Annotated in this window: 19 protein-coding genes; 9 read left to right on the plus strand and 10 right to left on the minus strand. The window is 65.8% G+C overall.

The genetic code is table 11. From position 1 onward, the window contains the following. Positions 1 to 61: 61 nt before the first annotated feature. Complete coding sequence (locus tag BKN37_RS08720) at positions 62 to 598, minus strand: hypothetical protein (RefSeq protein ID WP_071024504.1); 537 nt, start codon at positions 596 to 598, stop codon at positions 62 to 64. Then, positions 595 to 1,176: a hypothetical protein gene (locus tag BKN37_RS08725; protein WP_071024506.1), complete on the minus strand. Its 582-nt coding sequence runs from the start codon at positions 1,174 to 1,176 to the stop codon at positions 595 to 597. Before BKN37_RS08725 ends, BKN37_RS08720 begins: the two co-directional genes overlap by 4 nt. A gap of 111 nt (positions 1,177 to 1,287) precedes the next feature. On the opposite strand from BKN37_RS08725, the gene BKN37_RS08730 reads away from it, so the two are divergent. The 3 genes from BKN37_RS08730 (at position 1,288) to BKN37_RS08740 (ending at position 4,685) form a co-directional block, all read left to right on the plus strand. Beyond that, entirely contained in the window at positions 1,288 to 2,430 is a 1,143-nt protein-coding gene (locus BKN37_RS08730) for an acyl-CoA dehydrogenase family protein (protein ID WP_071024508.1), read from the plus strand. Then, a complete protein-coding gene (locus BKN37_RS08735; protein ID WP_071024511.1) occupies positions 2,427 to 3,656 on the plus strand; it encodes an acyl-CoA dehydrogenase family protein in 1,230 nt (409 codons plus the stop codon). Before BKN37_RS08730 ends, BKN37_RS08735 begins: the two co-directional genes overlap by 4 nt. A gap of 165 nt (positions 3,657 to 3,821) precedes the next feature. Continuing rightward, positions 3,822 to 4,685, plus strand: a complete 864-nt coding sequence (locus BKN37_RS08740; RefSeq protein WP_071024513.1) for a mycofactocin-coupled SDR family oxidoreductase — start codon at positions 3,822 to 3,824, stop codon at positions 4,683 to 4,685. 94 nt (positions 4,686 to 4,779) lie between these two features. Here the strand turns inward: BKN37_RS08740 and BKN37_RS08745 are convergent, their stop codons facing one another. Both BKN37_RS08745 and BKN37_RS08750 read right to left on the minus strand, forming a co-directional pair. Further along, positions 4,780 to 5,973: an amidohydrolase family protein gene (locus tag BKN37_RS08745; RefSeq protein WP_071024515.1), complete on the minus strand. Its 1,194-nt coding sequence runs from the start codon at positions 5,971 to 5,973 to the stop codon at positions 4,780 to 4,782. Between the two features lie 82 nt (positions 5,974 to 6,055). Next, positions 6,056 to 7,096 (minus strand): hotdog fold thioesterase, encoded by a 1,041-nt coding sequence (locus BKN37_RS08750; protein WP_071024517.1) that lies wholly within the window; start codon positions 7,094 to 7,096, stop codon positions 6,056 to 6,058. A 193-nt stretch (positions 7,097 to 7,289) separates the two neighbouring features. Here BKN37_RS08750 and mtf2 point away from each other — a divergent pair, with 193 nt between their 5' ends. Continuing rightward, complete coding sequence (gene mtf2 / locus BKN37_RS08755) at positions 7,290 to 8,102, plus strand: fatty-acid O-methyltransferase Mtf2 (RefSeq protein WP_083341675.1); 813 nt, start codon at positions 7,290 to 7,292, stop codon at positions 8,100 to 8,102. Positions 8,103 to 8,119: 17 nt separating this feature from the next. Here mtf2 and BKN37_RS08760 read toward each other — a convergent pair whose 3' ends face one another. Further along, entirely contained in the window at positions 8,120 to 8,458 is a 339-nt protein-coding gene (locus BKN37_RS08760; RefSeq protein WP_071024520.1) for a hemophore-related protein, read from the minus strand. 76 nt (positions 8,459 to 8,534) lie between these two features. Beyond that, positions 8,535 to 8,903, minus strand: coding sequence for a VOC family protein (locus tag BKN37_RS08765; protein WP_071024522.1), 369 nt, complete (start codon positions 8,901 to 8,903; stop codon positions 8,535 to 8,537). A 63-nt stretch (positions 8,904 to 8,966) separates the two neighbouring features. Between BKN37_RS08765 and BKN37_RS08770 the strand changes: the two genes are divergently transcribed. Both BKN37_RS08770 and BKN37_RS08775 read left to right on the plus strand, forming a co-directional pair. Further along, positions 8,967 to 9,425 (plus strand): MarR family winged helix-turn-helix transcriptional regulator, encoded by a 459-nt coding sequence (locus BKN37_RS08770; RefSeq protein ID WP_071024524.1) that lies wholly within the window; start codon positions 8,967 to 8,969, stop codon positions 9,423 to 9,425. 139 nt (positions 9,426 to 9,564) lie between these two features. Then, positions 9,565 to 10,257 carry a cupin domain-containing protein gene (locus tag BKN37_RS08775; RefSeq protein ID WP_095407029.1) on the plus strand — a complete coding sequence of 231 codons (693 nt, stop codon included), beginning with the start codon at positions 9,565 to 9,567 and terminating at the stop codon, positions 10,255 to 10,257. Here BKN37_RS08775 and BKN37_RS29100 read toward each other — a convergent pair. Next, on the minus strand, positions 10,235 to 10,411 hold the full coding sequence (locus BKN37_RS29100) for a hypothetical protein (protein WP_165618306.1): 177 nt from the start codon (positions 10,409 to 10,411) through the stop codon (positions 10,235 to 10,237). The two genes, BKN37_RS08775 and BKN37_RS29100, sit on opposite strands and share 23 nt — an antisense overlap. Before the next feature lie 34 nt (positions 10,412 to 10,445). Here BKN37_RS29100 and BKN37_RS28820 point away from each other — a divergent pair, with 34 nt between their 5' ends. Further along, positions 10,446 to 10,625, plus strand: coding sequence for a hypothetical protein (locus tag BKN37_RS28820; RefSeq protein WP_131823546.1), 180 nt, complete (start codon positions 10,446 to 10,448; stop codon positions 10,623 to 10,625). Positions 10,626 to 10,979: 354 nt separating this feature from the next. Here the strand turns inward: BKN37_RS28820 and BKN37_RS08780 are convergent, their stop codons facing one another. From BKN37_RS08780 to BKN37_RS08790, 3 genes are read right to left on the minus strand one after another with little or no spacing between them, the layout of a single operon-like run. After that, positions 10,980 to 13,895 carry an MMPL/RND family transporter gene (locus BKN37_RS08780; protein ID WP_071024528.1) on the minus strand — a complete coding sequence of 972 codons (2,916 nt, stop codon included), beginning with the start codon at positions 13,893 to 13,895 and terminating at the stop codon, positions 10,980 to 10,982. A gap of 8 nt (positions 13,896 to 13,903) precedes the next feature. After that, on the minus strand, positions 13,904 to 16,774 hold the full coding sequence (locus BKN37_RS08785; protein WP_423212775.1) for an MMPL/RND family transporter: 2,871 nt from the start codon (positions 16,772 to 16,774) through the stop codon (positions 13,904 to 13,906). An 11-nt stretch (positions 16,775 to 16,785) separates the two neighbouring features. Beyond that, positions 16,786 to 17,208, minus strand: coding sequence for an MmpS family transport accessory protein (locus tag BKN37_RS08790; RefSeq protein WP_165618307.1), 423 nt, complete (start codon positions 17,206 to 17,208; stop codon positions 16,786 to 16,788). A gap of 674 nt (positions 17,209 to 17,882) precedes the next feature. On the opposite strand from BKN37_RS08790, the gene BKN37_RS08795 reads away from it, so the two are divergent. Together BKN37_RS08795 and BKN37_RS08805 are read left to right on the plus strand one after the other, a co-directional pair. After that, positions 17,883 to 18,113 carry an MbtH family protein gene (locus BKN37_RS08795; protein WP_071024533.1) on the plus strand — a complete coding sequence of 77 codons (231 nt, stop codon included), beginning with the start codon at positions 17,883 to 17,885 and terminating at the stop codon, positions 18,111 to 18,113. Positions 18,114 to 18,131: 18 nt separating this feature from the next. Next, the gene (locus BKN37_RS08805) at positions 18,132 to 20,585 is read left to right on the plus strand and encodes a non-ribosomal peptide synthetase (protein ID WP_083341676.1); all 2,454 of its coding nucleotides are present in this window, start codon (positions 18,132 to 18,134) and stop codon (positions 20,583 to 20,585) included. Positions 20,586 to 20,615: the final 30 nt, after the last annotated feature.

The following is a 20,615-nucleotide window of genomic DNA, read 5'->3' on the forward strand; positions in this document are numbered from 1 at the left end:
GCTTTACAAATTATCGATTCAGTGTCACCCCTTTCGGGTGATCCGGTGCCGGGACGGCGGGTCAGGCCGGTTCGAACTTCGAGATCAGCCAGGTGTCGCCGACCTTCGCCAACCTCACCAACACGCTGCTGGCCGCCACCGACGGGCCGGGCTTGTCCTTGCTGGTGGTGGTCTGATTGACGAAGACCAGCACGGTGGCCGAATCGGGATCCAAGTCCGCGACCGCCGCGCCGACGACCGCGGCGGTGATGTGCACCGACTTGTCCTTGGCCGCCGGCGCGATGATCTTGCGGGTGTAGTCGTCGTAGGAGGACAGGAAGTCGCCGGTCAGATGCGACTTGGCGGCGTTGACGTCGGCGTCGACCGTGTCGGGGGAGAAGGACAGGATCGCCACCATGCCGTCGGAGGCGGCCCGCACCGCCGCGTGCGCGACGGCCTCGTCGGTGCGTTGGTCGGTGCGGTACCAGCCGAAATACAGCCACGCCGTCAGGCCGGCCGACGCCAGCAGCAGCGCGATCAGCACGGTCGGAACGACTTTCAGCTCGATCCGCCGACTCGACAGCGGCCGGCGGGGTTCGCGCTGCGTCTGGCCGGTCACGACACCATCTCGACCTTCGACACCTTGTACTGATCACCGTCGCGGGTGACCGTCATCCGCATCCGCCAGGCCCGCGGCTCCTCTTGGGCGCCCGCGGCATTGGTGACGTTCGAGGTCGCCGACACCAGCACCACCGCGGCGTCTGTGCTCATCGACTCCACCGCGACCGCGGTCACCGTGCCCTCGGTGACCACCTTGGACTGCTCGACCACCGCGGTGAAATCGTCGGCCCGCTTGGTGAAGTCGTCCTTGAACTCCCCGGTGGCGTTGTCGAGCACCCGCTGCACGTCATCCTTGGCGTGGGTGTAGTTGAACGAGGTCAGGTTGATCAGTTCCTGCTTGGCGGCGGCGGCGAACGCGGCCGTCTGCGCCCGGTGGTGGGCGGCGGCGTGGTGGTGCCAGCCCAGGTAGGCGCTTGACGCCAGCAAACCGCAGATGACGGCGAGCGCGGCGGCGGTCAGCGCCGTCGACACCCATGCCGGACGGCGCTTGGGTGCCGGCTCGGCAACCTCGGGGTCGTCGGTGTCGGCGGCGTCCTCGGGCTCCGCGGTATCCGCCGCTTCGGCGTCCTCAGCCACGCAGGCCCACGCTCGTCAACGTCATTATCGACTGCACTCCGGTATCTTTTACGGTATCGCTCGTTGCTAGCATCGCAGACACTCGAACTCCGATGAGGACCGATCAGCAACATGACCGCCGTCGATTCCCCCGAAAACATACTCTTCGCCTCGACCGCGCAGGCGTTTCTGCAGCAAGAGGCGCCGCTGAGCAAAGTGCGGGCGCTGCACGCCGCGGGGATCTCCTTCGACCGGCAGTGGTGGCGTCGCATCGCCGAACTGGGCTGGACCGGTCTGCTGGTGCCCGAGGAGTTCGGCGGGGGCAGCGTCTCGGGCAACGGGGTCGCGGACCTGGCCATGCTCGCCGAGCGGATCGGCGCCACGGTGGCGCCCGGACCGCTGTACCCGGTCAGCACCGTGCTCGCCGGGCTGTGCGGCGGCCCCGATCCGCAACCGCACGCCGCCACTATCGGTGCGCTGGTTTCCGGCGACACGGTGGCGTCCTGGGCGGTCTACGAACCGGGCCGCGGCTGGGCGCCGCTGGAGCCGTCGGTCACCGCCACCCGCACCGCCGCCGGCTACCGCATCGACGGGGTCAAGGACCGGGTCGAGGCGGGCGCCGACAGCGAGGTGCTGTTGGTGGTGGCCCGCTGCGACGGCGCGGTGCGGCAATTCCTGGTCCCGACGAACGCGCCGGGCGTGCGGATCGAGCCGCAGCAGTGCATCGACCTGGTCAAGCAGTACGCTCGGGTGCAGTTCGACGGGGTGAGCGTCGAGCCCACCGCGGCGGTCGGCGGCGTCGACGACACCGCCGCGCTGATCGAGCGGCAAAGCCAGATCGCCCAGGTGCTGCAGTGCGCCGAGGTGGTCGGCGTCTTGGACACGGTGTTCGGCTTCACCGTCGACTGGGCTCGGGATCGGCACACCTTCGGCCGGCCGCTGGCGTCGTATCAGGCGCTCAAACACCGCTTCGCCGATATGAAGATGTGGCTGGAGGCCTGCCGGGCCACCACCGCGGCCGCGGTGGCCGACATTGCCGCGCGCGCACCACAAGCCGGGCGCTCGGCCAGCGTCGCCAAGTCGTATGTGGGGGAGATGGCCACGCCGATCGTGCAGGACTGCATCCAGCTGCACGGCGGTATCGGCGTCACCTGGGAGCACGACCTGCACCTGTATCTGCGCCGAGTCACGTTGTACCGCTCCATGTTCGGCACCCCCGAGGAGCACAACCTGCGGGTGTATGCCGACGCCGAAGCGGGGAGGTCGGTGCGATGACCGAATCGGTGGAGCAGTTCGCGGCCCGGGCCAAAGCCTGGCTGGCGGAGAACATGCCGCGCATCGATCCCGCCGCGCCGCCGGTCGCCGACCGGGACGACGAACGCTGCTGGCAGCGCGCCCGGGAACTGCAAAAACGGCTGTACGACGGCGGTTTCGCCGGGATCTGCTTCCCCCGCGAGTACGGCGGGCTGGGCTTGGACCACCCCTATCAGCGCGCCTTCGACGCCGCGAGCCTCAGCTATGAGATGCCGCTGATCCTCAACACCCCGACGTTCACCATCTGCTGCGCCACCCTGCTCGACACCGGCAGCGAGGAGCAAAAGCGGCGCCACATTCATGCCGCGTTGCGCGGCGACGAGGTGCTGGTGCAGTTGTTGTCCGAACCCAGCGGCGGATCGGATCTGGCCGGGGTGATCACCCGGGCCGAGCGCCGCGGCGACCGCTGGGTAATCACCGGGGCAAAGACGTGGAGCACCAGCGCATTCGCCGCGGACTACGGGCTGTGTTTGGCCCGCACCAACTGGGAGGTGCCCAAGCATGAGGGGCTGACCATGTTCCTGGTGCCGATTAACCATCCCGGAATCACGTTGCGGCGCATCACCCAACTCAACGGGTCCACCGAGTTTTGCGAGGAGTTCCTCGACGGCGTCGACGTCGGCGACGACGCGGTGGTCGGGGAGGTGGACCACGGCTGGGCGGTGGCGTCGCGGCAGCTGTATCACGAACGCCGCGCGGTGGGGCAGGGCTCGGAGTTCGCCAGCGGCACCGGCAGCGAGGGCGGCCGGTCCACACCGGTCGACTATGTGGCGCTGGCGGAAAAGACCGGCCAGGCCGACAACGAGCGGGTGCGGGCGCTGGCCGGACGGGCGCTGGTGCACCGGGCGGTCAGCGACCAGCTGGTCGACCACGTCACCCGCAGCGTGCAAGACGGCACCTTGCCGCCGGCCGGCGGAACCTTGATCCGGCTGTTCCACGCCGAGACCGTCACCACCGACGTCGACACCGCGCTGGCGATCGCCGGAACCGCCGGGGTGGTCGGCGAACCCGGCGACGGCCTGGAGACCGGGCTGCGCTACCTGTCCCGGCAGACGGTGTGTTTGGGCGGCGGGTCCACCGAGATGGCCCGCAACGTCATCGCCGAACGGGTGCTGAACTTCCCCCGCGAATACGCCGCCGACCGCGGCGTGCCGTTCAACCAGGTGCGCCACGGCCGCGAGCGGTGAGGCCTACTTTGGCCGCGAGCGTGCACAAATGTCCGGGTTTCGCCGCGGTTTTGCGTACGTTTGCGCACGCTCGCGGCGGCGGCCAGCCGGGCGGCGCTTGACGGTGGAACCGCTACTTTTCTATCTTTACTAGATTACGGTCCGTAGGCCTGGAGAGGACCGGCGATGGGCAAAGTCGCGGGCAAGGTGGCGGTGATCAGCGGCGCGGCGCGCGGCCAGGGACGGTCACACGCCCGGATGCTCGCCGCCGAGGGCGCCGACATCATCGCGGTCGACGTGTGCCAGGACATCGCCACCAACGACTATCCGCTGGCCCGGCCCGAAGACCTGGACGAGACCGCGCGGCTGGTGGAAAAGGAAGGCCGCAGCGCGTTCACCGCGATCGCCGATGTCCGGGATCGGGTCGCGTTGGCGGCCGCGATCGACGCGGGGGTGGCCCAGTTCGGGCATTTGGACGTGGTGGTCGCCAACGCCGGCATCGCGCCGCTGACCGCCGGCGGGCCCACCCAGGCGTTCGCCGACGCCATCGACGTCGACCTGATCGGGGTGCTGAACCTGGTGCACGCCAGCCTCAAACACCTGCACGCCGGCGCGTCGATCATCGCCACCGGTTCGCTGGCAGCGTTTTTGGCCTCGCAGAACACCGGCGGTATCGACGCCGGGCCCGGCGGCGCGGGCTACGGCTTCGCCAAACAGGTCGTCGCGCACTACGTCAACGACCTGGCGTTGGCGTTGGCGCCCAACAATATTCGGGTCAACGCGATCCACCCGACGAACTGCAACACCCCTATGCTGCACAGCCGGCCGATGTATCGGGCGTTCCGGCCCGACCTCCCCAACCCGTCGCGCGCCGACGCCGAGCTCGCCTTCCCCGCGTTGCAGGTGATGCCGATTCCCTACATCGAGCCCGAAGACGTCAGCGAATTGGTGCTGTTCTTGGCGTCGGACGTCTCCCGGTATGTCACCGGTCAGCAGATCCGGGTTGACGCCGGCGGTTTCCTGCGCGCCAAACCCTGGTCCGGGCCCTAGCCGTCGGAGGGGCGCGTCGCGCGAGCAGACACAGAATCGCACGATACATGCGGTATCCGTGCGATTCTGCGTCTGCTCGCCGAGGGGCGCGAGGTCAGGCCGGGACCGGCTTGGCGATCTTGAACAGCTCCATCATGTTGCCGCCCATGATCTTTTCGATGTCGGCCTGCGGCAGACCGGCCAAATCATCGACGAAGGTGATCGGGTCCTTGAGGCCCTCGGGGTGCGGCCAGTCGGAGCCGAACACGATCCGGTCGGTGCCCACCATTTTGGCGATGTCGACGAAGTTGTCCTCCCAGAACGGGCTGATGTACACGCAGCGCTTGAATCCCTCGACCGGGTCCTCCGGGAACGACTGCGGCATCTTCGCGTAGACGCTCTTGAACTGCTTGAACAAATACGGCACCCAGTCGGCGCCGTTCTCGATCGACAACACCCGCAATTCCGGGTTGCGGAACAGCGCACCGTGGCAGACCAGCGCGCTCATCGCGTCCTCGATCGGACGCTTGCCCATCGCGACCATCCGGAACGCGGTGGGTTTGAACGGCAGGAATTCGTCGCCGGGCTCCCACACGTTGAGGAATTCCGAGTAGCCGCTGTCCGAGGCGTGCATGGACACCGGGATACCGGCCTTGATGCAGGCTTGCCAGAACGGGTCGAACTCCTCCAGCCCGAACGAGCGGGTGCCACGGTAGCCGGGCACCGGGGCGGGCCGCACCAGCACCGTTTTGGCGCCCCGCTGCAGACACCAGTCGAGTTCTTCCAGGGCGCGGTCGACGATCGGCAGGGTGATCACCGGGGTGGCGAAGATGCGGTCCTGGTAGTTGAACGACCAGGTCTCATACATCCACTGGTTCAGCGCGTGGATGACGTCGTGGATCAGCTCGGGATCGTCTTTCATCCGCTCCTCGACGAGGCTGGCCAGCGTCGGGAACATCAACGCGTAGTCGACGCCGAGCTCGTCCATCTTCTCCAGCCGCGGTCCCGGCTCGCGGAACGCCGGGATCGCCTTCATCGGCTCGCCCATCACCTCGCGGTAGCTCCTGCCGCCGCTGCCGTGCCGGAAGTACTCCTCCTGCGCGCCGGGGCGCGCGACCACCTCGAAGGTGGGGTTGGGGATGTAGTCGCTGATGTGCCCGCGCACGACGATCTTGGTGCGGCCCCGCACCTGGACGTAGTCGATGACGTGCTTGCGGTGATCCGGCAAGAACTTGGTCAGCGCCTCCTCGGTTTCGTACATGTGGTTGTCGGCGTCGAACACCGGGAAGGAAAGCTCGCGAGACGGCATGGCGACCTCCTGGACAGGGCTAACGCATCGCGGTAATGACGTTACCATCGGAGCGCGACGACGGTAATAGGACGAACGCGAATTACGTTTTGCGGGGCGCCGCACCGTCGGTCGGGTAGTCGACCACGGCGAAGTTGAGGGTGGCGGTGGCCGCCAGTTCGTCGTCGGAGCTGCGGAAGATGTCGACCTGGGCGATCACCGACCGCCGGCCCGCCCGCAAGATCTTGGGCACCGCCCGCGCGGCGCCCTCCCGAATCGGGCGCAGGTAGCGGACGGCCAGATCGGCGGTGGTCAACCCGTGGCCCGGCGGGATGAACCGCAGGCCGAACGCCCCGGCGGCCACGTCGGCCAAGGTGGCGATCAGACCGCCCTGCAGCGCCCCGGAGGTGTTGACCACCAAGGGGCTGACCGGGATTTCGGTGACGTAGGTGTCGTCACCGGCGTGGCCCAGCGCGGTACCCCGCATCCCGATCTGATCGAAGATGTCACCGAGCGACGTCGCCGGGGCGGGCGGGTCGGTGTCGGCGGTCAGCGCACCGACGCAGAAGTCGTGCAGCTGGCCGGCGTCGATCGGGGTGCCGGTCAATTCGGCGCCGAGCCAATGCAATCGCAGCGCGCCCAGCACAGTCTGCATGATGATCGCCGCCGCGGCGCCCACGTCGAGTCCGGGCCGAAATGCCCCCTCGGTGACCCCGCGCTGCACCAGGTCGCAGAACAACTGGTGCAGCGGGGACAGCACCCGGGCGTAGTCCCGCGGCCGGGTCTCGGCCAGGTGCTGGTTGTACAGGCTCAGCGCCCGGTTGAGGCTGTCCTGGGTGCTCGATTCGGGTTGGGCACTGATTCGGTCGATCACCAGCTTCAGCGCCGACGCGCTGTCCAGGCCGGTGGTCTCGGCCCGCCAGACCTGCGCCGATTGGGCCATCGTCTTGTCGAACAGCGCCAGCAGCAGGTCATCCTTGCTGGAGAAATGCTGGTAGAAGGCGCGCAGTGAGGTCTTGGAGCGGGCCACCACCTCTTGCACGGTGAAGTCGGTGCGCCCGGTTTCGCCGAGGATCGCGATCGCGGTCTTGATGAAGCGGGCATCGCGGGTGACGGGTTCGTCCGGGTGGTTCGTGTCGGGCATGGGACCTCCCGCTTCCTGTCGGTGCGCCGATAACGCCGTGAGAATGAGGTTACCGCGCCGCATTGCGTCGTGGGTGACCAGAATGGCGGGTAGCCGCGGCAGTGCGCCACGGCGTCACTGCCGACCGTGGACAAAATTGTCCGGAGGTGCGCAATCAACCGCACCGCGCCGATGTCTCTGCCATACTCCGGCCATGGACCTCAAAGACCGCGTGTTTCGCAATCCGCTGGAATGGAACTTCGGCGAGAAGCTGGGTCTCAAGCATATTCAGAAATACATTTACCCCTTCGTGACGCGTCGGTTTGCCGACGACGACGTGGTTTTCATCAACTACGGCTACGAAGAGGATCCGCCGATGGGTCTAGCGCTGGACGCCGACGACGAACCCAACCGGTACTGCATCCAGCTCTACCACAGCACCGCGACCCAGGCGGACGATCTCCGCGGCAAGCGGGTGCTCGAGGTCGGGTGCGGGCACGGCGGCGGGGCCTCCTACCTGACGCGCACGCTGCAGCCGGCGTCCTACACCGGACTGGACCTGAACTCCGCCGGGATCGCCTTTTGTCAAAAGCGGCACAACCTGCCCGGCCTGAAGTTCGTGCAAGGCGACGCCGAGAAGCTGCCCTTTCCCGACGAATCCTTCGACGCGGTGATCAATATCGAATCGTCGGTGCACTATCCGCATTTCCCGGTTTTCCTTACCGAGGTAGCGCGCGTGCTGTCGCCGGGCGGGCATTTCCTGTACGCCGATTCGCGATTGACCGACGGTTTCGCGGCCTGGGACGAGGCGCTGGCCAACGGGCCGTTGCGGATGCTGTCGCAGCGGGAGATCAACGCCGAGGTGGTGCGCGGGTTGGAGAAGAATGCGCAGCACACCCAAGACGTGATCGACCGCCACGTGCCGGGACTGGTCCGCGGGTTAACCCGCGCGCAAGGCTCCTGGGTATTGCGGACCCTGCAAACCGGGCGGATGTCGTACCGGATGTACTGCTTCGTCAAGGACTAAGCCTGGGGTGCAGCACCTCAGAAGTTGTTGCAGGTGTTGAAAACCCCTTGGATGATCGCCAAGTTCTGGTCGGCCCCCGGCGTGCTGGCGAGTTGATCAGCCAGCTGCTGGCGCTGGTCGGGATTCGCGGCGAGGAACTGACGCAGAAAATTCTGCTGCATCGGCGATGAGTTGAATTGCGCGGCAGCGGCCGGGTCCTGCGCCTTGAGCGCCGCCACCACTTGCGGATAACTGCAGGTGGTATTGACGATCGGCCCCAGATCGGGGTCGGCGGATGCGATCCCCGCCCCGGCCGTCAACGACAACGCCGCACCGCCCACCGCGACAGCCAGCCTGGTCAACGACAGTTTGACCATTGTGGACTCCTTCCGACGGAATGCCCCGACTCTAATCGCCCAGCTCACAGCGTGTGGGCGGTTCGCCGCCATCCGATCAGGCGCGGTCGTGGAGAGTGACCTGGTAGCCGTCGGGGTCGGCGAAGGTGAATGTTCGACCGAAGGGGCCGTCGATCGGTGGGGAGACGATGGTGTGCCCGTCGGCGGCCAGCGCGTCGTGGATGGCCTGGACGTCGGTGGCGTGAAGCCAGATCGCGGCACCGATGCCGGGCTGGGCCACGGATGCGAGATCGGTGCCGGGGATGAGGTCGCGGATTGCGAACGCGATCGGCTTCGTCTCGAAGACGACGGCGTGCGGAGGTCCGGCCTTTGAGCGGACGAGGCCGAGGTACCGCTCGTAGAACGCTTGCGAAGCGTCGAGGTCGCGCGCTTGCAGCGAGATGAAGTCGGGACCGGTGGCGGGCATGGGGAGGCTCCTTCGCGTCGTGTCAGATTTCTGACATAGGTCAATCTATGTCAGAATTCTGACATGGGTCAAGACGGTGCCGGCGTCGATCTTGAGACGTCACTGGGCTACCTGCTGAAAGAGGCGTCGAGCGTCCTGCGCGCAGCCATGGAGGAGGTGCTGCGGCCACTCGGGATGAGCGTGACGCACTACGCCTGCCTCGAGCTGCTGGCTCAACGACCGGGCTTGTCGAACTCCGAGCTCGCCCGGGGCGCGTTCGTGACACGGCAGTCGATGAACGTGCTGCTCCAGGCCCTCGAACGAGACGGCTACGTGACCAGGCCCGCGGAGGCGCCCGTCGGGAAGGTTCTTCCCACCCGGCTCACGCCTCGCGGCCGACGCAGCCTTCAGAAGGCGAGCGCCGCGGTCCGATCCGTCGAGGTCCGCATGCTGGCCGGCCTGACCGAGGCCGAGCAGTCAGCCGCGTTGCGGATCCTGCGGAGCATGATCGAATCCCTGCGCGACGGCAACCACGGCGCATAGCGCATTGCCGTCGCCCCTGCCCGGCGACCTCGAAGCTGCGCACCGTGGCTGCAGGCGTGACCGCGACCCGGGTGGTTTGCACGACTCTGCGACACCGATTTGCCAGGCTTCGCACAGCCTCTTTTCTTACTATCCGTGCATGCCCATCAACCGACGAAAAATGCTGGGAGGAGCAGGCGTTGCCGGAGTGGCGGCGCTGGGCGGAGCGGGCGTCGACCGGGCGTTATCCGGCGGCCCCGCCGGCTATCCGACTGATAAAGAGGAGGGGCCAGTGACCGCTGACGCCACACGCTTCGGGGATCCCCGGATACCCGCCGAGCTCATCACCACGCAATCACATCTCTTTCATCTCGGCGCCTTGCCCGCCACCACCTTCGACGGTAGCTCGCTGCGCCAGGCTCACGAAGACAACTTCCCAATCCTCAAAGGCCAGCAGGCCAGCGTTGTGTTCGTCACGTTGCAGCCGGGCGGCATCCGGGAGCCGCACTGGCATCCGAGTGCGTGGGAGATCAACGTCATCACCAGTGGCGTCGCGACCTGGACCCTGCTGGATCCCGTTGGCAACACGGAAACTTTCGACGCTCATCCCGGTGACGTGGTGTTCGCGCCGCAAGGCTCGCTGCACTACTTCGAGAACAAGGGCCACGAAGACTTGAACCTGGTCATCGTGTTCAACGCGAGCACTCAAGAAGGCAAGGACGACATCGGGATCGGCGCATCAATCAGCAAACTGCCGCCGCACGTGCTGTCCGCGCTGTTCGGTGTTCCGTCCGAGACGTTCACGTCGTTCAAGAAGATCGACAAGTCGGTCACGATACTTCGGTCGCAGTAGGCGAGCTGAGTGCGCGGTCGATGAACGTGGACCGGTCGCCGGCGTCGGGGGCCACACCGATCAGGGCCCGCAGATAGATCGGCGCCAGGATGCAGTCCAGCACGTCGAGGTAGTGCAGGGCAGGCTCGCCGCGGTCGCGGGCCCGGTCCAGCATGGCCTGGATTTGGGTGGCACGGTGCTGCGCCGGAGTGATGGCCTGTGCGTCGCTGAGGTCGTGGGCGCTCGAGTTCACCGCGGCCGAAGGCGCCGGAGCGCACTGCCAATCCGGGGCGCAGCGCCTGGCCCTCGGGCGCATCTACAACTGGCTCGACGAGGTCCTGGGCGGACCCGACCACACGCCCGAACACACCGATCACACCAAGGAGTAACCCCATGAACAGCAGGCGATTTGCCGGCAAAACCGCTGCTGCGCACCGAGACTGCGTCCAGGGCACCGAGCCTGCGGTAGCGGCGTCGAGACTGAACTCACGTCGGCGAGGCTGAACACACGGCATCGAGTCTGCGTCCAGGGCGTCGAGCCTGCGCTCAGGGCGCCGACTCTGCGCACAGGCCCACTATCGGCGCGAAAATACGGCGTCGCCGCAGTCTCGGTGCCCTGACCGCAGTCTCGAGGCCGTGGCTTCAGTCTCGATGCCCTCACGTCAGGCTCGAGGCCCTCACTTCAGTCTCGATGCCCAACACTGCGCCCGCGACACGAACGACAGGACCAAAACGGGCCACCGCTAGACCGGTGGTACCGGGATCTCGGCGGTGACGGCGTCGTCGTCGGGGTCGTCCTCGCCCAGCAGCAGGGACCGCGCCACCGGACGCGGTGCGTACGGCCGCAGCAGGGCGCTGGCCGGGCGCGGACGCACCGCCTGCGGCCACCAGAACCACCGCCCCAGCAGCGCGGCGATCGACGGTGTCAGGAACGACCGCACGATCAAGGTGTCGAACATCAGGCCCAGCCCAATCGTGGTGCCGACCTGGCCGATGATCCGCAGATCGCTGACCACCATCGAGGCCATCGTGAACGCGAACACCAGCCCCGCCGAGGTGACGACTTTGCCGGTGCCGCCCATCGCGCGGATGATGCCGGTGTTTAGGCCCGCGCCGATTTCTTCCTTGAAACGGGAGACCAGCAACAGGTTGTAGTCGGACCCCACCGCCAACAGGACGATCACCGACATCGCCAGCACCATCCAATGCAGCTTGATGCCGAGGATGTACTGCCAAATCAGCACGGACAGCCCGAACGAGGCGCCCAGCGACAGCGCCACCGTGCCCACGATCACCAGGGCGGCGACAAAGCTGCGGGTGATGATCAGCATGATCGTGAAGATCAGGCACAGCGACGCGACTCCCGCGATCAACAGATCGTATTTGGAGCCGTCCCGCCAGTCTTTATAGGTCGATGCGGTGCCGGCCATGTAGATCTTGGCGTCCTGCAGCGGGGTGCCCTTGAGCGCCTCCTCGGCCGCGGTCTTGATCTTGTCGATCCGCGCTATCCCCTCGGGGGTCGTGGGGTCGCCGCGATGGGAGATGAACAGCCGGGCCGCTTTCCCGTCGGGGGACAGGAACGAACTCATCGCGCGCTGGAAGTCCTTGTTCTGGAACACTTCCGGAGGCAGATAGAAGGAATCGTCGTTTTTGGCCGCATCGAACGCCTGACCCATCGCGGTCGCGTCCTCGCTCATGTCGTCCATCTCGTCGAAGATCCCGGACATGGTGCTGTGCATGGTGAGCGTCATGGTGCGCATGCTGCGCATGGTCGCGATCATCGGCGGGAACTGGGTGAGCAGTTGCGGCAACAGCGCATCGATGTGGTCAAGTTCCTTGACGACGTCCGCCAGCTTGTCGCTCAGCTCGTCAACACTGTCGATCGAATCGAAGATGGCTCGTATCGACCAGCAGATGGGAATGTCGTAGCAGTGTGGTTCCCAGTAGAAGTAGTTGCGGATCGGCCGCCAGAAATCCTCAAAATCCGCAATATGGTTCCGCAGGTCCGCGGTGATTTCCTCCATCTCATGCGTCTTGCCGACCATGCGATGGGTCGTGTTGGTGAGTTGTTGGGTCAGACCGTACATGCGCTGCATGATGCCGATCATTTCGGTCATCTCGTCAGCCTGTTTGAGCATCTCCTTCATTTGGTCCTTCTGGAAATGCAGGGTCTGCATCTGGCTGGCGTTTTGCATGCTGAGCAGGAACGGTATCGACGTGTGGTCGATCGGGGTCCCCTCGGGCCGCGTGATGCCCTGCACCCGGGAAATGCCGGGCACCCGGAAGACGCCCTTGGCCAGTTTGTTCAGCACCAGGAAGTCCGTCGGGTTGCGCATGTCGTGATTGGCCTCGATCAGCAGGATCTCGGGCATCATCCGGGCTTGGGAGAAATGGCGGTCGGCGGCCGCGTAGCCCTGGTTGGCGGGAATGTCTTTGGGGATGTAGAGCCGGTCGTTGTAGCTGGTCTTATAGCCCGGCAGGGTGAGCAGCCCGATCAGCGCGATCGCGCAGGTGGCCACCAGAATCGGCCCGGGCCAGCGGACGATCGCGGTGCCGACCCGTCGCCAGCGCCGGACGCGGATCCTGCGCTTGGGGTCGAACAGCCCGACGCGGCTGCCGACGGCCAGCGCCGCCGGGACCAGGGTCAGCGCGACCGCGACCGCGACCAGCATCCCCACCGCGCACGGCACACCAATGGTCTGGAAGTACGGCATCCGGGCAAAGCTGAGACAGAAGATGGCCCCGGCGATCGTCAAACCGGACGCCAAGACGACGGGCGCGACCCCGCGGTAGGTGGTGTAGTACGCCTGCTCGCGGTCCTGGCCGGCCTGGCGCGCCTCCTGATAGCGGCCGAAGAAGAAGATCCCGTAATCGGTTCCGGCCGCGATCCCGAGCGACACCAACAGATTGATCGCGAACGTCGACAGCACCAGGACATTGCTATGGCCGAGAAACGCGACGATCCCGCGTGCCGCGGCCAATTCGATCCCAACCATGGTCAGCAGCAGCACCACGGTGATCACCGAGCGGTATACCAGCAGCAGCATCGTGAAGATCATCGCCACGGTGACCGCGGTGATCTTCAGGATGGATTTGTTGCCGCTGTGCTGCATATCGGAGTTCAGCGGTGCGGGGCCGGTGACATAGACCTTCACCCCGGGCGGCGGGGGCGTCCGCTGGACGATATTGCGGACCGCCGCCACGGACTCGTCGCCCAACGTCGTGCCTTGGTTGCCAGCGAGATTCAGTTGCACATACGTGGCTTTACCGTCGTCGCTTTGCACACCGGACGCGGTGAGGCGATCCCCCCACAGGTCCTGCACATGCTCGACATGCTTGGGATCGTCGCGAAGGTCGCGCATCAATCCGGCGTAGTAGGCGTGCGCGTCGTCGCCGAGCGGCTGCTGGCCCTCCAGCACGATCATCGCGAAGCTATCCGAATCGGATTCCTTGAAGTCCTTGCCCATCCGCAGCATCGCCTGCACCGACGGCGCGTCCTGGGGACTCAGCGACACGGAATGTTCTTGGCCGACCTCCTCCAGCGACGGGATCGCCAGCGTCACCACCAACACCAGCGCTATCCACGCCAGGATGATGAGCGGCGACAGCGTGCGGATCACCCGCGCGATGAGCGGCGGTCGGGGGTGTTCGGCGCTCAATTCGCCTCCTACCGCTGCTCTCCCAGCAGCAGGGCACGCACCAAGGGCCGAGGCCCGGCCGACCGAAGCAGGGTGCTGGCGGGGCGGGGGCGTACCCGTTGCGGCCACCAGAACCAGCGGCCCAGCAGCGCCGCGATCGACGGGGTCATGAACGCCCGCACCACCAGGGTGTCGAACAACAGGCCCAGGCCGATCGTGCTCCCGACCTGGCCGATGACACGCAGGTCGCTGACCACCATGGACATCATGGTGAACGCGAACACCAACCCCGCCGACGTGACGACCTTGCCGGTGCCGCCCATCGCCCGGATGAGGCCCGTCTTGATCCCGGCGCCGAGTTCCTCCTTCATCCGGGACACCAGCAACAGGTTGTAGTCAGATCCGACCGCCAACAGCAGGATCACCGACATCACCAGGACCATCCAGTGGATTTGGATGCCGAGGATGTACTGCCAGACCAGCACCGACAACCCGAACGACGCGCCCAGCGACAGCGCCACCGTCCCCACGATCACCAGGGCGGCGACAAAGCTGCGGGTGATGATCAGCATGATCGTGAAAATGAGGCACAGCGCGCCGACGCCCGCGATCAACAGGTCGTATTTGGAGCCGTCCACCAGGTCCTTCACCATCGCCGCGCTGCCGGTGAGGTAGATCTTGGCGCTTTCCAGCGGCGTCCCCTTGAGCGCCTCCTCGGCCGCGGTATTGATCGCGTCGACCCGCGCCATGCCCTCGGTGGTCGCCGGGTCGCCCCGCTGCGAAATGAGCATGCGGGCGGCCTTCCCGTCCGGCGACAGGAACACCTTCATGACGCGCTTGAAGTCCTTATTCTTGAGCACATCCGGCGGCAGGTAGAAGGAATCGTCGTTCTTGGCCGCGTCGAACGCCTTGCCCATGGCCGTCGGGTCGTCGTTGGCGTCCTCCATCTGCCCGAAGATCCCGGACATGGTGCTGTGCATCGTGAGCATCATGGTCCGGGTGCGCTGCATGGTCCCGATCATCGGCGGAAACTGTTGCAGGATCTGGGGCATCAGCAGGTCCAGCTGGTCGAGGTCTTTGACCAGGTCTTCCAGCTTGCCGCTGATCTCGTCGACCCCGTCGATCGAATCGAAGATGGATTTCAGCGACCAGCAGATGGGGATGTCGTAGCAGTGCTGTTCCCAGTAGAAGTAGTTGCGGATGGGCCGCCAGAAATCCTCGAAGTCCGAGATGTGGTCCCGCAACTCCTCGGTGATTTCGGTCATCTCGTGGGTTTGGGCGACCATATGGTGCGTCGTGTTGGTGAGTTGTTGCATCAACCCGTACATGCGTTGCATCAGCTTGATCGTTTCGGCCAGATCGGCGGCCTGCTTGAGCAGGTCGTTCATCCGGTCCTTCTGAAACTTCATGTTCTGCAGCTGGCTGGCGTTGGACATGCTGAGCATGAACGGAATCGAGGTGTGTTCGATCGGGGTGCCTTCGGGCCGCGTGATGGACTGCACGCTGGCAATGCCGGGCACGGCAAACACGCCCTTGGCGACCTTGTTCAGCACCAGGAGATCGGCCGGATTGCGCATATCGCGGTTGGCTTCGATCAACAAAATCTCGGGCATCATCATCCGCGACTGGGGGAAGTGACGCTCGGCGGCGGCGAACCCCAGATTGCCCGGGATGTCTTTAGGGATGTACCTCTGGTCGTTGTAGCTGGGTTTGTACCCCGGTAGGGTCAGCAGGCCGATCAGCGCGACCGCGACGGCCGCGGTGAGGATGGGTGCGGGCCACCGCGCGATCGCCGTGCCGATCCGCCGCCAGCGACGAACTTTGATCTTCCGTTTACGTTCGAACAAACCGACCCGGCCACCGACCACCAGCACCGCCGGAACCAGCGTCAGCGCCACCGCCACCGCGACCAAGATCCCCACCGCACAGGGGACGCCCAGGACCTGGAACGACGGCAAGCGGGTAAAGCTCAGGCAGTAAACCGCGCCGGCGATCGTCGCGCCGGAGGCCAAGACCACCCGGGCGGTGCCGCGATAGGTGGTGTAGAACGCCGTCGCCTTATCCTCGCCGGCCTGCCGCGCCTCCTGATACCGCCCCATGAAAAAGATCCCGTAATCGGTTCCGGCGGCGATCCCGACGGAGACCAGCAGATTCACGGCGTAGGTCGTCAGGCCAACGAGCTGGTGATAGCCGAGGAACGCGACAATCCCTCGGGCCACCTGCAATTCCATGCCGACCATCAGCAACAACAGGACGACGGTGATGATCGACCGGTAGACCAGGAACAACATCGTGAAGATCACCGCGATGCTGACCACGGTGATGAGCAGGACGGTCCGGTCGCCGCTGTGGCCCAGATCCGCGGCGAGCGCGGCCGGTCCGGTGACGTACGTGGTGACCCCCGGCGGCGCCGGCGTTCGCCGCACGATGTCCCGGACGGCTTGCACCGAGTCGTTCGCCGCCGCTTGGCCCAGGTTGCCGGCGAGATCCACCTGAACATAGGTGGCTTTATCGTCGGCGCTTTGCGCGGCGCCCGCCGTTAGCGGATCCCCCCAGAAATCATGGATGTGCTGCACATGCTTGGGATCGTCTTTCAATTGACGAATCAGCCGATCGTAATATTCATGCGCAGCGTCGCCCAGGGGTTGCTGACCCTCCAAGACGATCATCGCCACACTCTCGGAATTGGATTCCTTGAAATCCTTACCCATACGCGTCATCGCTTTGATCGACGGCGCATCTTGGGGGGTGAGCGAGACGGTGTGTTCTTTTTCGACCTGCTCCAGTGGGGGGACGCCGAGTGTCACGATGATGGTGATCGCCAGCCACGCCAAAATGATGAGCACCGCAAACCGGTGGATCGTCCGGGCGACGAATGGAGGCCGGGGCTGTTGATCCATGCCGCCGCCGCTCATGCGTTTTTCAGCAAGCAGAAGGTGAAGGCGTTCACTTCGTTCGAGGTTCGTTCGGCTTTGACTTCGTCGTCCACCACGATTCGACAACCGATGCTGTCACCATCGCCCTGCGCGACGACGTTTCCTACGGTCGCGGCCTTGGTGATCTCGAACTGCAATGACCAGGGCAACTGCGCGCCCTCCACCAGCTGCGGTTCGGCATTGACGTCGAAATAGCTGATGTCGGCCACTGTTCCCGGTGGTCCAAAGACCTCGTATGTCAAGTGCTTGGGGTCGAAAGGTTTGGTGTCGTTGATTTTGGTGTCGGCATACGAGGGACGCTTCTCAGAGCCGAAGATGCCGTGCAGCCGCGATACCGTTAATCCGCCGGCACCCATTACGACGAGGATGACCAGCGGGATCCACAGCCGCCTCAGGATTCTGGAAATCGTGAACCCCTTCCACCCGTTTTGCTACCCGCCGCCATGTGAGCCGCTCGCCGATGCAACTACACATCGACCGCGACACGCCAGAGGCAGGTAGTTCGAATGCAGGGGCCGGCGCCGGTCAGCCATGCGGCGCCGCGGGGAGCGTGACTAGATCTCAACGAGTAAGCCATGCCGGTGGCCTCCCTGTCGGCTCGTTCCCAACCCGTTAGGGGAGCGTAATGCATACCGCGTGCGTAAACGCGGTTATTGGCGTTCTGCATCCACCCGCAAATCGCCCGATCCGCGTTATCCACGGGCGATTCCTTCCGGAGCGACGGCGGATAAGAGAGGTTACGGCCACGGGGCGCCGACGGTCGGGGCAGCGGGGCGCTCACCGGGCCTGCAGCGAGGGTCGACGTACCCCCGCGGGCGGGCGCAGCGACCCGGTGCCCGGCCGGTAGTGCAACCGCCACAAAGCCAAACGGCTCGCCGCGGGGCATAATGCCGTAAATCGCCCCCTATAGGGCCCGGGTGGTGCGCCAATTACCGGGTCGGGTCCGGGGGGACGTCGGGAGGCCGCGGCAGGAACTTTCCCGAAACCCCGCACGGACTCCGTTGGGCTCCAGTAAGTTTTGGGCCGGAACGGTTGCACTCATGTCAATTAGTTAGGTGGTCTGGAGGACCGGTTGAGCATCAATCCGTTCGACGACGACAGTGGCAGCTTTTTCGTCTTGGTCAACGACGAGGAGCAACACAGCCTGTGGCCGACCTTCGCCGATGTTCCGGCGGGTTGGCGGGTGGTTTATGGCGAAGCGGACCGCGCTGCGTGCTTGGACTACATCGAACAGAACTGGACCGATATCCGGCCGAAGAGCCTGCGTGACAGGCTGGCCGAGGGCCGGAGGTCGGATCGGTAAACCGTCTGGGGGAGCCGGATGGAGCTTGAGAAGCAGGGAGTTCCGCTAACACGCGGACAGCTAGATATCTGGCTTGCTCAGGAAACGGATCAGTTCGACACGGGGTGGCAGCTTGGCCTATTCGTGAGAATTGAGGGCCCGGTAGAACGTGATGCCCTCGAATGGGCGATTCGCCGGGCAATACGCGACGCCGAACCAGCGCGGGCCGCCTTCTTCGAAGTGGATGGCCAGGTTTTCCAGAAGGCGCTCGACGACCCGGATATCGCGCTGCCGTTCCATGACCTCACCGGCGCGCCCGACCCGGTGTCCGAAGCCCGCGAGATCGCGTCGTCGATTCAACGCACGCCGATGCCGCTGACGGGCCCGCTCCTAAAATTCGCCCTATTCCGGACGCGCCCCGATGAATTCTGCTTGTTCGTGTGCTGTCACCACATCGTCTTAGACGGATCGGGCATCGCGCTGGTGGGCTATCGAATTGCGTCCGTCTATTCTGCACTTATTTCCGGTGCACCCATTCCTGGGGCTGTCCTTGGATCGTTACAGGACTTGGTGAGCTGCGAGTCCGCGTACGAGGCGTCCGACGAGTATCTCGAAGACCAGGCGTATTGGACGAGAAACCTCCCGTCGGAAAACGAGCCACAGTATCGGCTGCCGCACACCGCCGACCACGATCCGCATGCGCTGTCTGAGCCGGCCCAGTTGGATCCGGTGCTCCTTCGGCGAGTGCAAGAGCTCGCCGAAGTGTGGAAGGTGCCGCGATCAGCGGTGATCACCGCGGCGTGCGCTCTGCTGGTGCGTCGGTGGTGCGCCGAGGGCAACGAGGTGGTCCTCAACCTCCCGGTCAGTAGGCGGGTGCAACCGGAGTCGAAGACGCTGCCGGCGATGCTTGCCGGGGTGGTGCCGCTGGTGTTGCGGGTTTCACCGGGAGCTACGGTGGCCGATTTTTGCGCGCAGGTTGATGCGCGAATACAAGAAGCGGTGCAGCATCAGCGGTTTCCGGTGCAAGCATTGGAGCGCAAAGTCAGTCCCGGCGGCCCGCAGGTCGCCGACCGGGTGAGCGTCAATTTCCTTCCGGCCACCTTTGGGCTGGATTTAGGTGCCGCTACGGCGACGGCGTCGTACACGAATCCCGGGCTCGTGGGTGCCTTCGGGTTGAACTTCTCCAACCTGGGCGACGACCTGTTTCTGCGCACCGCGGGCGTGGGGCAACCCTTTGCGAATTTCGACGTCATCGACCTAGCCGGACGGTTGCAGCGGGTGCTGGTGGCGATGACCGCCGATCCGGGACGGCTGCTGGCCTCGATCGATGTGCTCGATTCCGGTGACTACACCCGGCTGGACGGCTGGAGCAATCGGGCGGTGTTGACCCAGCCGGCGGGCGCGGCGGTGTCGATTCCGGTGTTGTTCGCCGAGCAGGTGGCGCGGGCCCCGGAGGCGGTGGCGATCCGCGACGGGGCCCGGTCCTGGACGTACCGCGAGGTTGACCAGGCCGCGAACCGGTTGGCGCATCTGCTGGCCGGCCACGGCGCCGGGCCGGGCGAGCGGGTGGCGCTGCTGTTCTCCCGGTCGGCCGAGGCCGTGGTGGCGATCTTGGCGGTCCTGAAAACCGGGGCGGCCTACGTGCCGATCGATCCGGAAGTGCCGGCGGCGCGCACCCAGTTCGTGGTGGCCGACGCCGCGCCGATCGCCGCCCTCACCACCGCGACCCTGGCCGAGCGGCTGCGGGGATGCCAGCTGCCGGTCATCGACACCGACGACCCCGCCGTGGACACCCAACCCGGCACGCCGTTGCCGGTGCCGGCCGCCGAGGACATCGCCTACATCATCTACACGTCGGGCACCACCGGGACGCCCAAAGGCGTGGCCATCACCCACCACAACGTGATCGCGCTGCTGGCGTCCGTGGACGCGGACGTGCCCAGGGCGGGGGTGTGGACGCAGTGGCATTCGTTGGCGTTCGACGTCTCGGTGTGGGAGATCTTCGGTGCGCTGCTGGCCGGGGGCCGGCTGGTGGTGGTGCCCGAGACGACGGCGCGCTCCCCGGAAGACTTGCACGCCTTGCTGGCCGCCGAGCAGGTCACCGTGCTCAGCCAGACCCCGTCGGCGTTTTATGCGCTGCAAACCGCCGACGCGCTGCAGCCCGAGGTCCGCCAACGGCTGACGCTGCAGACGGTGGTGTTCGCCGGGGAAGCGCTGGAACCGCGGCGTCTTCGGACGTGGCTGGATCACCATCCGGGCGCGCCGCGGCTGATCAACATGTACGGCATCACCGAGACCACGGTGCACGCCTCGTTCCGGGAGATCGTCGCCGCCGACGCCGACAGCCTGGCCAGCCCCGTCGGGGTGCCGTTGCGCCACCTGGCCTTCTTCGTGCTGGACCAGTGGTTACGACCGGTGCCGACCGGGGTGGTCGGCGAGTTGTACATCGCCGGTGCGGGGCTGGCGTGCGGCTATGTGGGCCGGGCGGGGTAGGCCGCATCGCGGTTTGTGGCGTGCCCGTTC

It is taken from the genome of Mycobacterium talmoniae, from assembly GCF_001854525.1.
Taxonomy (GTDB): domain Bacteria; phylum Actinomycetota; class Actinomycetes; order Mycobacteriales; family Mycobacteriaceae; genus Mycobacterium; species Mycobacterium talmoniae.